Source organism: Amycolatopsis sp. NPDC049159, assembly GCF_040648295.1.
Lineage (GTDB): Bacteria > Actinomycetota > Actinomycetes > Mycobacteriales > Pseudonocardiaceae > Amycolatopsis > Amycolatopsis pretoriensis_A.
Genome location: NZ_JBEZDL010000003.1, coordinates 262694 through 277570, shown reverse-complemented (window position 1 = coordinate 277570; position 14877 = coordinate 262694). Strand labels below are relative to the sequence as shown.

At 71.2% G+C, this 14877-nt stretch carries 12 protein-coding genes; 2 read left to right on the top strand and 10 right to left on the bottom strand.

What is annotated here, in order from left to right; all coding sequences use genetic code 11:
• Positions 1-378 precede the first annotated feature (378 nt).
• From AB0B33_RS07495 to ddaH, 9 genes are all read right to left on the bottom strand, one after another.
• A complete protein-coding gene (locus AB0B33_RS07495) occupies positions 379-2556 on the bottom strand; it encodes a bi-domain-containing oxidoreductase (RefSeq protein WP_360768073.1) in 2178 nt (725 codons plus the stop codon).
• A complete protein-coding gene (asnB, locus tag AB0B33_RS07490; RefSeq protein WP_360768070.1) occupies positions 2553-4457 on the bottom strand; it encodes an asparagine synthase (glutamine-hydrolyzing) in 1905 nt (634 codons plus the stop codon). The genes AB0B33_RS07495 and asnB overlap by 4 nt, the downstream gene beginning before the upstream one ends.
• A 32-nt stretch (positions 4458-4489) precedes the next feature.
• A complete protein-coding gene (locus tag AB0B33_RS07485) occupies positions 4490-6331 on the bottom strand; it encodes a Wzz/FepE/Etk N-terminal domain-containing protein (RefSeq protein ID WP_360768067.1) in 1842 nt (613 codons plus the stop codon).
• A complete protein-coding gene (locus AB0B33_RS07480) occupies positions 6328-7689 on the bottom strand; it encodes an exopolysaccharide biosynthesis protein (RefSeq protein WP_360768064.1) in 1362 nt (453 codons plus the stop codon). The genes AB0B33_RS07485 and AB0B33_RS07480 overlap by 4 nt, the downstream gene beginning before the upstream one ends.
• A gap of 109 nt (positions 7690-7798) precedes the next feature.
• On the bottom strand, positions 7799-8980 hold the full coding sequence (locus tag AB0B33_RS07475; protein ID WP_360768061.1) for a glycosyltransferase family 4 protein: 1182 nt from the start codon (positions 8978-8980) through the stop codon (positions 7799-7801).
• Positions 8970-10286 carry a nucleotide sugar dehydrogenase gene (locus AB0B33_RS07470; RefSeq protein ID WP_360768058.1) on the bottom strand — a complete coding sequence of 439 codons (1317 nt, stop codon included), beginning with the start codon at positions 10284-10286 and terminating at the stop codon, positions 8970-8972. Before AB0B33_RS07470 ends, AB0B33_RS07475 begins: the two co-directional genes overlap by 11 nt.
• 269 nt (positions 10287-10555) lie before the next feature.
• Positions 10556-11251: a glycoside hydrolase family 75 protein gene (locus AB0B33_RS07465; RefSeq protein WP_247015246.1), complete on the bottom strand. Its 696-nt coding sequence runs from the start codon at positions 11249-11251 to the stop codon at positions 10556-10558.
• A 215-nt stretch (positions 11252-11466) separates the two neighbouring features.
• Positions 11467-12117, bottom strand: coding sequence for a polysaccharide deacetylase family protein (locus AB0B33_RS07460; RefSeq protein ID WP_247015248.1), 651 nt, complete (start codon positions 12115-12117; stop codon positions 11467-11469).
• A gap of 81 nt (positions 12118-12198) precedes the next feature.
• Positions 12199-13035 (bottom strand): dimethylargininase, encoded by an 837-nt coding sequence (ddaH, locus tag AB0B33_RS07455; protein ID WP_360768055.1) that lies wholly within the window; start codon positions 13033-13035, stop codon positions 12199-12201.
• 74 nt (positions 13036-13109) lie between these two features.
• Here ddaH and AB0B33_RS07450 point away from each other — a divergent pair, with 74 nt between their 5' ends.
• On the top strand, positions 13110-13556 hold the full coding sequence (locus tag AB0B33_RS07450) for an Lrp/AsnC family transcriptional regulator (RefSeq protein ID WP_247015250.1): 447 nt from the start codon (positions 13110-13112) through the stop codon (positions 13554-13556).
• A gap of 9 nt (positions 13557-13565) precedes the next feature.
• Here the strand turns inward: AB0B33_RS07450 and AB0B33_RS07445 are convergent, their stop codons facing one another.
• Positions 13566-13934, bottom strand: a complete 369-nt coding sequence (locus AB0B33_RS07445) for a hypothetical protein (protein ID WP_247015252.1) — start codon at positions 13932-13934, stop codon at positions 13566-13568.
• A 22-nt stretch (positions 13935-13956) separates the two neighbouring features.
• Between AB0B33_RS07445 and AB0B33_RS07440 the strand changes: the two genes are divergently transcribed.
• Positions 13957-14721 carry an enoyl-CoA hydratase gene (locus tag AB0B33_RS07440; protein WP_360768051.1) on the top strand — a complete coding sequence of 255 codons (765 nt, stop codon included), beginning with the start codon at positions 13957-13959 and terminating at the stop codon, positions 14719-14721.
• The last annotated feature ends 156 nt before the right edge of the window (positions 14722-14877 follow it).

Sequence of the window (14877 nt, the reverse complement as noted above, 5' to 3'; positions counted from 1 at the left end):
CCATCCGCGGCCGCACCGGCGCCAGGCCCGGCAGGGCCCGGACGCCGGCCGCCCGCGGACGCACCGGTGCCACACTCGCCAGGTCCCGGCGCAGCCGCACCGGCACCGCGCCCGCCAAGGCCTGCACGCCTGCCGCCCGCGGTCGCACCGGTGCCACACTCGCCAGGTCCCGGCGCAGCCGCACCGGCACCGCGCCCGCCAAGGCCTGCACGCCTGCCACCCGCGGACGCACCGGTGCCACCCCCGCCGACGACTGAGCGCCGGCCATCCGCGGCCGCACCGGCACCGCGCGCGCCAGGGCCTGTACGCCGGCCGCCTGCGGCGGGCTCGTCAGGGCCAAGAAACAGCCGGGCCGCGGCCGGAGCGGTGCCGTTGTCGTCATGCCGGGGCGCCTGTCTTCTGCGGCAGCTCGATCCGCACCGGGGCCGCGTTCGCGACGCTCGACTGGGCCGCCAACGTCGCCAACGTCGTCGCCGCCAGGGAGGCCACCGAGATCGGCATCGGCGAACCCGTCCGCACCGCCTCCAGGAACGCGTTCACCTCGGCCGCCTGGCCCTTGTCGCGGCCCTTCGGGATGCGAGAGCTCGCCCACTTCTTGCGCGAGTACACCGACGCTCGGACGTAGTCGTCGAACTTCAGGACCTTGCCGTCGGCCGTCAGGTCCAGGGTCTCCTTCGGGAAGCCCGAGGAACCCGTCTCCGCGTACGTGATCACCGCCGTCGAGCCGTCCGGGTAGCCGAGGGTCACCTGGAGGTCTCCGGTCGCGTACACCGAGACCGGGTCGGCGTCGAGGAGCCAGCTCACCGTGTCGATGAAGTGGCCGCCTTCGCCGACGAACCTCGAACCCTCGGTGGTGGTCTGGTTGTACCAGCTGCCGTGGTCGAGGCGGCCCGCGTTGACCAGGTAGCGAACCGTCGCCGGGCCGACCCGGGGGCCGAACTGGTCGCGGGCTTCGTGCAGCAGTGGCGCGAAACGGCGGTTGAAGCCGACCTGGAGGCGGTCGTTGCCGGACTCCTCGATCGCGTCGAGGACCTTCTGCAACTCCGCTTCCGACAGAGCCAGCGGCTTCTCGACGAACACCGTCTTGCCCGCCAGCAGCGCCTGGCGCGTCAGCTCCGCGTGCGAGCTGTGCCGCGTCACCACGAAGACCGCGTCGATCGAGGAGTCGCCGAGGACGTTGTCGATGTCGGTGGACGCCTCGGCGAAGCCGAACTTGCGGCGGGCGTTGGCGCCGGACAGCGCGGACGTCGTCGCGACGTGCTTGAGCTGGACGTCCGAGCGCTCGACCAGGTGCGGCAGCAGCATCGACGACGCGTAGTTGCCCGCGCCGATGAAGCCCAGGCGCACCGGCTGTCCCGCGGGGAGCGCAGCCGCCGCACGCGAGGTCACGCCGACGCGCGCCGACGTCACGACGGGCTCCGTGCGGGCGACCGCGTCGGGGTAGCGGAACAGCACCGCCACCGCCTTCAGCGAGCCGTCGTTCAGCGACTGGTACGTCTCGACCGCCGACGAGAAGTCCGAGACGTGCGTGATCAGCGGCTCGACGTCGAGGCGGTCGCGGGCGATCAGGTCGAGGACGCACTCGAGGTTGCGGCGCTCGGTCCAGCGGACCTGGCCGATCGGGTAGTCGCGCCCCTCCAGCTCGTACGACGGGTCGTAGCGGCCCGGGCCGTAGGAGCGCGAGAACCGGACGTCCAGTTCCTTCTCGTAGTAGGCGTTCCACGGCAGGTCGAGCTTGCACTTGCCGATGTCGATGACGCGGCCGCGGTCGCGCGACAGCTTCGCGGCCAGCTCCACCGGGTCGTTCGTGTTGCCGCCGGCCGCGAGGTAGGTCTGGTCGACGCCCGCGCCGTGGGTCAGCTCGGCCACGGCGTTGTCGACGATGCCGGACGCCGGGTGCGCGCAGGTCAGCGCGCCGAGGCTCTCGGCGAGCTTGCAGCGCTCCGGGTCCGGGTCGACGCCGACGACGCGCACGCCGGACGACGTCAGCAGCTGGACGACGAGCTGGCCGATCAGGCCGAGGCCGATCACGAGCGCGACGTCGCCGATCTGCGGTTCGCCGCGGCGGACGCCCTGCATGGCGATCGAGCCGACGGTGCCGAACGCCGCGTGGCGCGGGTCGACGCCGTTGGGGACGCGCGAGTAGAGGTTCTTCGGCACCCAGTTCAGCTCGGAGTGCAGCGCGTGCTCGTTGCCCGCGCACGCCACGAGGTCGCCGACCGCGACGTCGGTGATGCCGTCGCCGACCTGCTCGACGATGCCGCACAGCGAGTAGCCGAGCGGGGTGTAGGAGTCCAGTTTGGACGTCACCTTGCGGTAGGTCGCCGAAAGGCCGTTGGTGGCGACGCTCTGCATCACCTTCGCCACCTGGTCGGGGCGGGCCTTCGCCTTGCCCACCAGCGACAGGCTGGCCTCGGACACCTTCATCATCTCGGTGCCGGTCGAGATCAGCGAGTACACCGTCCGCACCAGCACGCCGCCGGGCTTGCAGGCGGGCTCGGGTACCTCCAGCAGTGCCAGCTCACCGCTCTTGTAGTTCTGGACTACCTGCTTCACTTCGCTCCCGCCATCGCGTTCCGGTACCAGTACTCAAGGGTCAAGACGTGCCAGAGGTGCTTGCCGCGGTCCTCCTGGCCGGCGGCGTCCTCGGCGACCATGCGCTGCAACGCCTCGCGCTGCAGGAATCCCGAAGAAACGAGCACGCCGTCGTTGACGACTTCGCGCACCAGCGGCGCCAGGTCGCGGCTCATCCAGGCCCGCAGCGGCGCGCTGAACAGGCCCTTCGGCCGGTGCACGATCTCGCTCGGCAGGATGTTCAGCGCCGCGTTCTTCAGCGCGACCTTGCCCGCGCGGCCGACGATCTTCTTGTTGCCGGGGATCTTGAACGCCGCCCGCACGACCTCGACGTCGACGAACGGCGTGCGCACCTCGGTGGACGCCGCCATCGTCGAACGGTCGGTGTAGGCGAGGTTCAGCCCGGGCAGGAACAGCCGCGAATCGGCCAGGCACATGCGGTTGACGAAGTCGTCGAGCGCCTGGTCGTGGTAGGTGTCCGAGTGCTCGGTCAGGACGTCGTCGACGACCGGCGCGAGGTCGGGGTTGACCAGGTCGAGCAGCTCCGCGCGGTCGTACATCGTGTAGCTGCGGCGGAACGCCGTCTCCTCCGGCAGGCCGGCGAAGGACAGGAACCGCTTCGCGAACCGCACCGACCGGTACCCGCGCTTGGCCGAGGCGACCGGCAGTCGGTCCACAATGGACTCGACCGGCCGCCGGACCGCGCCCGGCACCTTGTGGTAGCGCAGCGCGATCAGGTTCGCGAGGTGCTTGCGGTAGCCGGCGAACAGCTCGTCGGCGCCCATCCCGGACAGCATCACCTTGACGCCGGCCTCGCGCGCGGCCGAGCAGATCAGGAACGAGTTGATCGCCGCCGGGTCGCCGATCGGCTCGTCGAGGTGGTAGGTCATCTTCGGCAGCAGGTCGAGCACCTGCGGCGCGATCTCGATCTCGTGCAGGTCGACGCCGAACTTCTCCGCGACGATCCGGGCGTACTTCAGGTCGTCCGGCATGGCCTCGAACTTAGCGTCTTCGGCGCGGAACCCGATGGTGTACGCGGAAATCCCCGGCTGCGAACGCGCGGCCAGCGCCGTCAGGTAGCTGGAGTCCAGGCCGCCGGAGAGGAACGTCGCGACCGGGACGTCGGAGATCAGGTGCTTTGCCGTCGATTCCGCGATGACGGAATGCAGGTCGACCTCGCCGTCGAAGGCGGCGCCCTCCTCGGCGACCTCCCGCAGCGACCAGAACCGGCCGCGGTCGACCTGGCCGTCCGGGCGGCAGCGCAGCCACGTGCCCGGCTGCAGCTTCTCCGCGCCCTGGTAGGCGCACCGGCTGTCGGGCACCCAGTAGTAGAGCAGCGACGCGATCAGCGCGCCGCTGTCGACCTGCAGCGACCCGCCGAGCTCACCGGCGAGGGCCTTGAGCTCGGAGGCGAACGCGATCCCGCCGTTGCGCTGCACGAAGAACAGCGGCTTGATGCCGAGCTGGTCGCGGACCAGGAACAGCTCGCCGGTGCCCTCCTCGAAGATGGCGAAGGCGAACATCCCGCGCAGCTTCGGCAGGCAGTCCGTGCCCCAGCGCCGCCACGCCTGCAGCAGCACCTCGGTGTCGGACGTGCCGCGGAAGCGGACGCCGGCCGCGGCGAGCTCGGCCCGCAACTCGGGCGCGTTGTACAGCTCGCCGTTGTAGCTCAGCGCGAGGCCGTCGTGGACCATCGGCTGGGCGCCGGTCTCGGACAGGTCCACGATCGACAGCCGCCGGTGGCCGAGGTGGACTTCCCCGGGGCCGGCGCGGTGCTCGTAGCGGCCGGAGCCGTCCGGCCCGCGGTGGGCCAGCGTCTTGGTCAGCCGGTCGGTCAGCGGCCCGCCGTCCGGCCAGAGGTAGGTGCCTGCGATGCCGCACATCTCGAGTGGGACCCCTTCATTCGGGGCGCGGGTCAGGAGACCTCGGCGCTTTTTTCGGGGGTCTGGGTGGCGAAGCCCCCGGTTCGGGGCGAAGCCCCGGTTGGCACAGTGCTCTTTTCTGGCTCGAGCTCGGCGTTCAGTTCGCCCGTGTGGGCGGGTTCGCCGTGGTCACGCTTGAACGGCGTCGGCCGTGGCTTCGGCTTGACCGGGGCGAACTTCTTCGTCGGGGCGTCCAGGTGGTCCGGGACGCTGACGGAGCCGGGGGCCGGCAGCGGTGCCGCCGGTGGTTTTGGCGTGGCGAGCGCGGGCGGGAGCACCGGCCGGACCGGGGTGAACCGGCGCGTCGGCGGCTCGGTCTTGGCGACCCGCTCGGCGATCCGGGCGGCCAGCTCGTCCAGGCGGTCTTCCTGCTCGACCGCGACGACGCCCGGGGCGGCCGCGGGGGCCGGCGCGTGCCCGGCGCGGCCGCGCAGCGCCGTGTGCAGGCCGTCCCACAGCGTGCCGTCGGACTTGTCCCGCGGGTCCGGGTCGACCAGCACCACACCGATGATCGGGATGCGCTGGTCGGCGAGCTGCCGCGCGACGGTGTGCAGCCAGAGCGTGTTGGCGTGCCCGGCCTTGACGACCAGCACGGTCTCCGCGCCGAGGTGCTCCAGGTCGGTCCACGCCGTGCCCGGGGCGACCGTGCCGACGCCGATGCGGCGCCCGCCGGAGCCGCTGTCGCCGGCGCCGACCACGGAGACGTCGCTCTTGGCCTCCGCCGCCAGCTTGCGGACGTCTTCGCCGGGCAGGTCGTCGACGACGCTCGCGCGCCCGCCGTCCGCCAGGTCCGCGGCGATGTCGAGGGCGAGCGCGGCGGCGACCTTCGGCGCGCCGAGTTCGAGCACCGACACCCCGCGCGCGTCCTTCTTGATCACGCGGGCGAGCGTCGTGGCGACGCGTTCGCGGTCGGACACCACCCGCGCGCGCTTCCACACCCGGGCCAGACCCCGGCGCTTGGACGGCAGCTGGGCGAGCACGGACGCGCCGAGGTGCGTGGAGATCTCGCGGCGCAGCACCGGCCGGTCTCGCGACACCGCGCCGATCGCGGCGAACGCGAGCCCGAGGGCCAGGCCGAGCGCGAAGCCGATGCCACCGTTGGTCGCCTCCGTCTTGAGGAACGCCTTCGGCAGCGCCCGGGGCGCGTCGACGATCTGGGTGCCCGCGGCGACCTGCGGGCTGCCGATGCCGGCCTGCTGGGCGCGGGAGTCGAAGTCGGAGATCTGCGACGCCAGTGCGGCGCGGCGGCCGTACATGCCTTCGAGGGTGCTGGCGTTCGCGTTGCGGCCCTTGCCGGTCTCGTCGGCGATCTGCTGGTCGACCTTGGTCAGCTCGTCCTGCGCGTTCTTGCGCTGGTCGAGGATGGCCTTGGACTGGGCGGCCGCCGCGGCCTGGCTGCGCTGGACGTGGTCGGTGATGAACGTGTCGGCCAGCGCCTGCGCCTGCGCCACGGCCTCTTCGTTGCTCTTGGCCTTGACGGTGATCTGCAGGACGTTGTTCGTCAGGCCCAGGCCCGCGTAGTTCTTCAAGAACTCTTCGGGCGCTTCGGTGCTGTTGAGCTTCTTCAGCGCGCCTTCGGCGATCCGCGTGGTCGACAGCACGGCGACGTCGGTGCGCATGAGCGTGCCGCTGTCGGTCGGCGAGTCGTCCTGGTGGACGACGATGATCTTGGCGACCGCGGTCGGCGGCGCCGGCAGCACGATGCCGACCGCCGCGCCGGCGATCAGCCCGAGCAGCGCGGTGGTGAGCCAGAAGCGCTTGCGGCGCCGGATGGCGACGAAGAGGCGTTGCAGGTCGATGAGGGGTGCGGTCGGGGTTTCGGAGGTGGTCGTCACGCCGAACCTGCCAGGGCTTTCTCGGGGGCTTCCGCCGCGGGTTCGGGCTTCTTCTCCGGCTCGGCCGGTCGGACGGGGTGGGTGAGGACCGCGCCGACGACCTCCTGGCCGGCGTCGGCGCAGGCTTCGGCGAGCCGGACGAGCTCCCACGCGGTGCGGGTGCCGGCGCCGAGGACGAGCAGGACGCCGGAGTCGGCGCTGCCGTCCGGCACGGTCGGCCGTTCGGCCGAGTATTCGAAGACGCGCAGCGGCACGGACAGCCGGTCGGCCAGCCCGGCGAGCTGCTCGGCGGCCAGGCGGCCGGTCTCGTCGTCGTCGCCGACCAGGAGCAGGACGTCGGCGGGGCCGGTGGACAGCCGGGCCAGCACCCGCCGGTAGCGGATGTCGCGGTTGACCTCGTCGGCCGAGGTCGCCACCGGCGGCAGCACCCACGGCCGGTCGCCGCCGAGCAGCCGCCGCACCTTGCCGGTGAACCCGGCGGCCGGGAGCTGGTCGCCCTGCGGGGTCTCGACGTCGACGCCGGCGAGGATCGGCGCGCCGAGCGCGGCGGCGATCTGCGGTTCGCCGCGCAGCCGCCGGTCGGCGCGGGCGGTGAACAGGTGGCCGAACACGCCGGCGAGGAAGAACAGCACCGCGCCGCCGACGGCGAGCTGCGTCAGCGTCGGCGCGGCCGCCGCGTCCGGGCGTTCGGCGCTGCCCATCACGACGGTGTTGCCGACGCCGGTGGCGAGGTCGGCCTGGTTCAGGTCGTTGATGGCCTGCTCCAGCGACGACCGCAGCCCTTCGAGCTGGGTGCGGACCTGGACGCTTTCGACGGTGAGGTCCCCGCCGACGTTCTTGGCGATGTCGCTGATCTTCTCGGTGGTCAGCTTGACCTGGTTGCGCAGCGACTCGCGCTGCTCCTGGGCCAGCTGCACCGACGCGTCGGCGGAGTTGCTCGCCAGCTGGCCGGAGTACTTGACGAACTGCTGCGCGACCTGGTCGGCGAGCTGCTGGGCGTGCTCGGCGGTGTCGGCGGACACGGTGATCGCCACGACGTTGCCGTTCGCCACCGACGTCTTGACCTGCTTCTTCAGGTCCGCGCCGCTCGGGTGCCACGGGAGCACGGCGGCGGCCCGGTCGAGCACGACCGAGCTGGTCGCGACCTCGGCCTGGGTCAGCAGCTCGTCGGCCTGCCGCGGTCCTTGCAGCAGCACGCTCGACGACGTCTGGTAGCCCGGCGACAGCAGGAACGACGCCGCGGCGCCGACCGCCGCGCCCAGGACGGCGAGTGCGGCCAGCAGCCGCCATCGTCGCCGGACGACCTGCCCGATCAGGGCCAGGCGCACCGTGTCTTCAGTCAACGGCGGTATCTCCATTCCTGAGACGGGTACGCCGAACGGGGTCAGTGGATCGGCCGGTTACCCGAACCGTCGTCGGACCGGGAGCATTGGTTACACGTCCGGTGAGTTCTTGACCAAACGGCGATCAGGACTTCACAGCGTGCTCATATGCGGCGATGAGGTTCTTCGCCGAGTTCTCCCACGAGAGCGCACCGGCGACCCTGGCCTGCCCGAGCTTGCCCATCCGGACCCGCTCTTCGGGGTCGTCGAGCAGCTGCGAGACGAGCTTCGCGAACGCCGACTCGTCGTTGGCCGGGGCGTAGACGGCCGCGTCGCCCGCCGAAACGCGCGCTTCGCGCAGTTCGAACGAGACGATCGGCTTGCTCATCGCCATGTACTCCATGACCTTGTTCATCGTGGAAACGTCGTTGAGCGGGTTGAGCGGGTCCGGCGACAGGCAGACGTCGGCGGTGGAGAGGTAGCGGACCAGGTCCTCGTCGGGGATCCGGCCGGTGAACTCGACCTGGTTGGCCAGCCCGAGCTTCGCCGAGAGCGCGACCATGTCGTCGAAGGCGTCGCCGGAGCCGACGAACACCGCGTGCCAGTCGGTGCGCCCGACCTCGTCGCGCAGCTTCGCGAGCGCGCGCAGGGCGTAGTCGACGCCGTCCTGCGGGCCCATCACGCCGAGGTAGGCGAGCATGAAGGGCTTGCCCTTCTTCAGTTCGGGCTCGACGGGGACCTCGTGGAACCGCTCGACGACCGGCGCGCTGCGCACCACGAAGACGTCCTCGGGCTTCTTGCCGCCGCGGATCCGGGCGACCTGCTTGTAGCTCTCGTTCGTCGAGATGACGACGTCGGCGGTGCGGTAGGTGGCGCGTTCGAGCGCGCAGACCCCGCGGTAGAGCAGGTCCTGCCCGCGGTCGAAGCGCGAGAGGTACAGCTCGGGGCACAGGTCGTGCTGGTCGAAGATGAACTTCGCGCCCTGGCGCTTCAGCACCTTCGCGACCACGTACAGCAGGTCCGGCGGGTTGCAGGCGTGCACGACGTCGACCCGCCCGACCTTCCGGGCCAGCCGCAGCGTGTGCCACAGCGCGCTGCCGTACTCCTGCAGGTAGCCCGCGGGCCCGCCGGTCGCGGCCTTGAGCGGGTAGCGGTGGATGTGGACGCCGTCGACGACGGCTTCGGCCTCGGTGTCGCGTTTCGTGCCCTGCGGGCAGATCACGTGGACTTCCCACCCGGCGTCGCGCAGGGTCGTGGACTCCTGCCAGACCCGCCGGTCGAAGGGAACGGAGAGGTTTTCGACGAGGATGAGCGCTTTACCAGGCAAGGCCGGCGTATCCCTCTTCAAGGCGACGCGTCGCCGCGTCGGGCAGGCGGACGAGGTCGACGAGCACCCGGTCGCCGCCGTGCGGCAGGGCCGCCAGCACGTCCGGGTCCTTGCAGCCGACGACGAGGACGTCGGCGTGGTCCATGACTTCTTCGACGGACCCGGCGAGCAGCTGGCCGAGGTGCGGCAGCCGGCCCTCGATGTATTCGCGGTTGGCGCCCATCAGCCGCGAGAGGCTGACGTTCGCGTCGTAGATCTTGAGGTCGTAGCCCTTGCCGAGCAGCTTCTCGGCCAGCTCGACCAGCGGGGACTCGCGCAGGTCGTCGGTGCCCGGCTTGAAGGAGAGGCCGAACAGGCCGACCTTGCGCTTGCCGGTGCGTGCGACCAGGTCGAACGCGCGCTGCAGGTGATCGTCGTTGGACGCGAGCACGTGCGACAGGATCGGCACGCTGACGTCGGCGCGGTGCGCGGCGTAGACCAGCCCGCGCAGGTCCTTCGGCAGGCACGAGCCGCCGAAGGCGAACCCGGGCTTGAGGTAGGCCGGGCTGACGTTGAGCTTGGTGTCGGCGAGGAAGACGTCGATCACCTGGTGCGAGTCGAGGCCCAGCGCCCGGCAGATCGAGCCGAGCTCGTTCGCGAAGCCGATCTTCAGGCCGTGGAAGGAGTTGTCGGCGTACTTCGTCATCTCCGCGACCGGGATCGGCACGCGGAAGACGGGCCCGGGCAGGCCTTCGTAGAGCGCGGCGACGGCGTCACCGCTGGCTTCGTCGATCTCGCCGATCACGGTCTTCGGCGGGTCGAAGAAGTCGCGAACGCTGGTGCCCTCGCGCAGGAACTCGGGGTTCACCGCGACGCCGAAGTCGACGCCCGCGGTGCGGCCCGAAGCCTTCTCCAGGATCGGGACCAGCAGGTCCAGGCAGGTGCCCGGCAGCATCGTGCTGCGGAAGACGACGGTGTGCCGCTCGCTCTTGTTCGCGATCGCCTCGCCGATTTCCTCGGCGACGCGCTCGAGGTAGACCGTCGAGAGGCTGCCGTTCGGCGCCGACGGCGTGCCGACGCAGACCAGCGAGATCTCGCTGTCGGCGACCGCTTCCGCGACGTCGGTCGTGGCTCTCAGCGCGCCGCTCGCGACGACTTCGGCGGTCAGCTCGCCGATCCGCTCCTCGACCACCGGCGCGTTGCCGGCGGTGATGAGGTCGATCTTGACCGGGTTGACGTCCACGCCGACCACCCGGTGCCCCTGCCCCGCCAGGCACGCGGCGGAGACACAACCGACGTAACCGAGCCCGAAGACACTGATCTTCACGCCAAAACCTCCGCTTTTCCGCGCGACCCTCAAGTTGGTCGCCGCGCTCCCCTGGATCGTTACCGCGGGGGTGGCGAACGGGGTAAAGCGTGAGCCTGCCGTGAGACGAACCGGTTCACCGGCGGGAAATGTGTCTCGATTCAGCTCGGAAATGCATCTTGCAGTGGGTGATCGACACGGTGTGCGCGGTTCCGGTCAGCGGGCGCCGGGCACGCAGGCCGAGGGGCCGGCCCGCCGTCGGCGGATCGGCCCCTCGGAAATGCGGACGTTCAGTTGTTGTTCACGAAGGTGGTGGCGAGACCCTCGCCCTTGCTCACGGCGTTCGCGTGGTTCTCGATCGGCGAAACGGCCGAGTTCTTGAAGCAGATGTACGTCACACCGGAGTCGGTGCCGCCGTTCGACGGGTCGGGGTTGATGCCGAGGTCTTTCGCCGTCGCGTAGGAGGCTTCGCCGATGATCTGCGTCGGCCCGGTGTCGCCGATGACGGCGTACTCGACCTTGCCGTTGTAGATCACCGCGCAGGAACCGCCGCCCTTCAGCTGGGACGAGGAGTACTTCCAGATGCTGCTGGAGCTCGGCACGACGATGTAGGGCAACTTCGCGGCGTTGAGCGGCTTGCCGTCGGACTGGTGGAACGCGGTGTCGTCCTGGTAGCAGCAGTCGGTGTCTTCGTTGCACTGCGTGGAGCGCTGGCCGTCGCAGTCGATGTCCATGTCGGCTTTCCAGAACACGGCGCCGTTGGCGTCGCAGACGGCGACCGTCTTGCCCGAGACGTCTTCGTCGGTCTTGTACTTGCCGTTGGAGATCTGCTTGCAGCTGTTCGTCTTGGCCAGCAGCTGGGCCGCGGTCGGGCCGGCTTCGACGGTGGCCGGCGCGGCCGGTGCCGCCGGCGCGGCGGTGGCGAGGGTGGCGGGCATCATGGCCGAGGCCAGCGCCAGGGTCGCGAGCAGGATCAGTTTCCGCATTTCCCGGTGCTCCCTTTAGTTAGGAAACTTTCCTTACGGCGGCGGGGCATCAGGATGCACCCCGGGCCGTGCCGGGTTCAAGACCTGCGCGTGCCGGAATTTCCCGGCATGCGGCCGGAGTTGGCGAAAAGGCTGCTCATCGGGCGAGCGGCCCGGAAATTGGTCTGGACCGTGTTCCGGTCACCGGCAAAGCGGCCGGTCGGGCAAAACCGGCGTCAGCCGCGGCGGAACAGCCGCGTGACCCAGTGCGGCCGCCGGTGCCCGCCTTCGAGCACGCCGTCGAGCCACTCGCCGTCGAGGTCGTGGTGCAGCTCCGTGCGCGCCTGCAGCCAGCCGTCGCGCTCGACCGCGCCGCCGTCGCTCGTGTAGACCCGCGTCGCGCCGGCCTGGCGCAGCCGCTCGAGCACGCGCTTGTCGTAGGCGCCGAACGGCAGCGAGTACCGCCGCACCGGCTTCCCGCACAGGTCGCCGAGGAGCTTCGGCGCGTCGGTCAGCTCGCGGCGGGCGTGGCGGTCGTCGAGCCGACGCCAGTCGCGCGGCTCCCAGCCGTGCGAGCCGATCTCCATCCCGGCGCGCACGAGCTCGCGCAGGCCGTCGCGGTCGAGGTAGCCGCGCTGCCCGAGGCGGCCGGCCAGCGGGAAGAACTCCGCCGTCAGCCCGTGGTCGACCAGCCTCGGCAGCGCGATCTCGACGTCGGACTCGTTGCCGTCGTCGAACGTCAGGTGGACGTCGTCGCGCTCGGCGGCGGTGTCGAGCACCCGGTCGAACTGCTCGACGGTCAGCCAGCGCTCGTCCTCGCCCGGTTCGAGCTGGCGAGCCGGCCGGCCTATTCCGTGCACCGCGAGGACCACCGCCACCGCTTCCACCGCCCTGCCACCGCGAGTAGTCGATTTGTTACTTCGATTAATCGCCGTGGCAAACGGGTGAGTTACAGGTTCCGGCGGGATTCACCCCTTGCGAATCTCCAGCGTGCAGCACTTCGGGCCGCCGCCGGCTTTCCGCAGCTCGGAGATGTCGACGTAGACCGGCTCGTAACCACGCTCCGCAAGCAAGTCACCCAATCGAGTTGCCTCGACGGGAAGCACGACATTGCGGCCGTCGGAAACGCCGTTGAGGCCGAAACATTCGGCGTCTTCCTTCGTCGCGTGGACGGCGTCCGGGAACAGCCGCTCCAGCACGCGGCGCGAGCCGGCCGAGAAGGCGTCCGGGTAGTAGACGATCTGCGCGCGCGTGGTGTCGGTGGCCTCGGCGAGTACGAACAGCGCCGTGTCGAGGTGGTAGTAGCGCGGGTCGACCAGCTGGAGCGAGACGACCGGGACCCCGAGGACCTCCTGGGCCTCGGCGTGCGCGGCCGGGTCGGTGCGGAAGCCGGTGCCGGCCAGCAGCAGCGAGCCCGTCCAGGCGAAGTCGCCCTCGGCCTCGTTGATCTTCTCGGGCATGGTGATGTCGCGGTAGCCGTGCTCGACGAACCAGCGGCGGAAGTGCTCGGCCTCGGCGGCCCGCTGCGGCGCCCGGAACCGCGAGCCGAGCACGCGGCCGTCGACGACCGTGCCGGAGTTGGCGGCGAAGACCATGTCGGGCAGCCCGGGCTGGGCGTCGATCTCCTCGACGGTGTGGCCGAGGCGGCGGTAGGTGTCGCGCAGCTCGGTCCACTGCGCGACGGCGACGTCGGCGCTGACCGGCTGGGTCGGGTCCATCCAGGGGTTGATCACGTAGTCCACCGCGAAGTGGCGCGGGGGGCACATGAGGTATCGACGGGTGGTCGGTACGCGCATCTCCTGCATGATTGCAGGGTAAGGTCCACCTAATTCCGCAATCAATCGCTGTTCGCTGCGTACATCTGTGCTAAGTGTTGCGTGTGAACACCATCGACCAGCGAATCGTTTCGTGCCTCGTGGCGAACGCGCGCTCGAGCTACGCGGAGATCGGCAAGGTGGTCGGCCTGTCCGCCCCGGCGGTCAAGCGGCGGGTCGACCGGCTCCTGGAAACGGGCATCCTCCGCGGCTTCACGGCGGTGGTCGACCCGGAGGCGCTGGGCTGGGGAACGGAGGCGTTCGTCGAGGTCACGTGCCAGGGCAACATCACCCCGGCCCGCATCCGGGCGCGGCTGGAGCCGTTGCCGGAGGTGGTGGCGGCGTACACGGTGTCGGGCGCGGCGGACGCGATAGTCCACCTGCGAGCGGCGGACATCCACCACCTGGAGACGGCGCTGGAGCGGCTGCGGGGCCTGGAGATCGTGGACCGGACGGTGTCGACGGTGGTGCTTTCCCGGCTGCTGGAGCGGCCGCCCACGCCGGAGGCGTGAGGCGCCCCCTCAGTCCGCCAGTGCCCGCAGGACCAGCGGGGCCTCGTCCGGGTGCAGCCGCAGCTCCGTGCGCCCACCCGCCGCGTGGAACGTGACCGCCTTCTGGTCCACCGCCTGCATCGTCAGCTCGCCCGGGTCGAACGCCACCGGCTCGGCGCCCGGGGTCCGCCACGTCGCCGGGCCCTCGCCGACCGCGACCCAGCCGCGGCGTTCGCGGCCCTCCGTCAGGTCTTCGGAGCGCAGCACGCACGGGATCGACACCCGCTCGCCCCGCGCGGAAGCCGCGGCGCGGGCGCGACGGCGGCGGGCGCCGAACAGCTCCGTCATGTCGATCATCGTCAGCAGGTTGCCGACCAGCACCACCAGCAATTCCCCCATGCACCACCAATACCCTGACCCGATGACCGACAGCATCGTCAGCGAGCACACCGGCGGCGTCGCGCTCCTCACCGTCGACGCGCCCGGCAGCCGCAACGCGCTGACCCTCGACCTCTCCGCGCAGCTCGTGGCCGCCGTCGAGGCCGCCGAGCGGGACGGATCCGTGCACGCCGTCGTCGTCACCGGGACGCCGCCCGCCTTCTGCGCCGGTGCCGACCTCTCCGCGCTGACCCACGCCGACGAAGCCGGCCTGCGCGCCATCTACGCGGGCTTCCTCGCCGTCGCGCGGTGCGCGCTGCCGACCATCGCCGCGGTCGGCGGGGCGGCCGTCGGGGCCGGGCTGAACCTCGCGCTCGCCGCCGACGTGCGGCTCGCCGGGCCGCGGGCGAAGTTCGTCGCGCGGTTCCTCGAGCTCGGGCTGCACCCCGGCGGCGGGATGACGTGGATGACGCAGCGCCTGGCCGGGCCGCAGCAGGCCGCCGCGATGACGTTGTTCGGGCAGCCCCTCGACGCCGAAGCCGCGGTCGCCGCCGGGCTGGCGCTGCGCGTGGTCGACGGCGAGCACGAAGACCTCCTCGCCGCCGCCCGCGAGCTGGCCGCCCCGGCGGTCGCCGCGCCGCGAGAAGCGCTCCTCGCCACCAAGCGCAGCCTGCGGACGACCGCCTCGCTGGCCGCCCACGCGGACGCCGTCGACGTCGAGCTCGCGCCGCAGCTGGCGTCGCTGGCCTCCCCCGAGTTCGCCGAGCGCGTCGAGGCGATGCGGGCGCGGATCCGGTCCCGCCCCTGAATCCCACTGCGTGGACCCCACACCGCGAGACGCGCATCACAACAGGCCCCCTAACTTAACCGTTACCATCGGTCACAGGTATTTGTCGGACCAGCACAGAGGACCGACAGGGCATAACAGAGGTCGCCAACGACCCCGGACGCGCGGAAACATGGG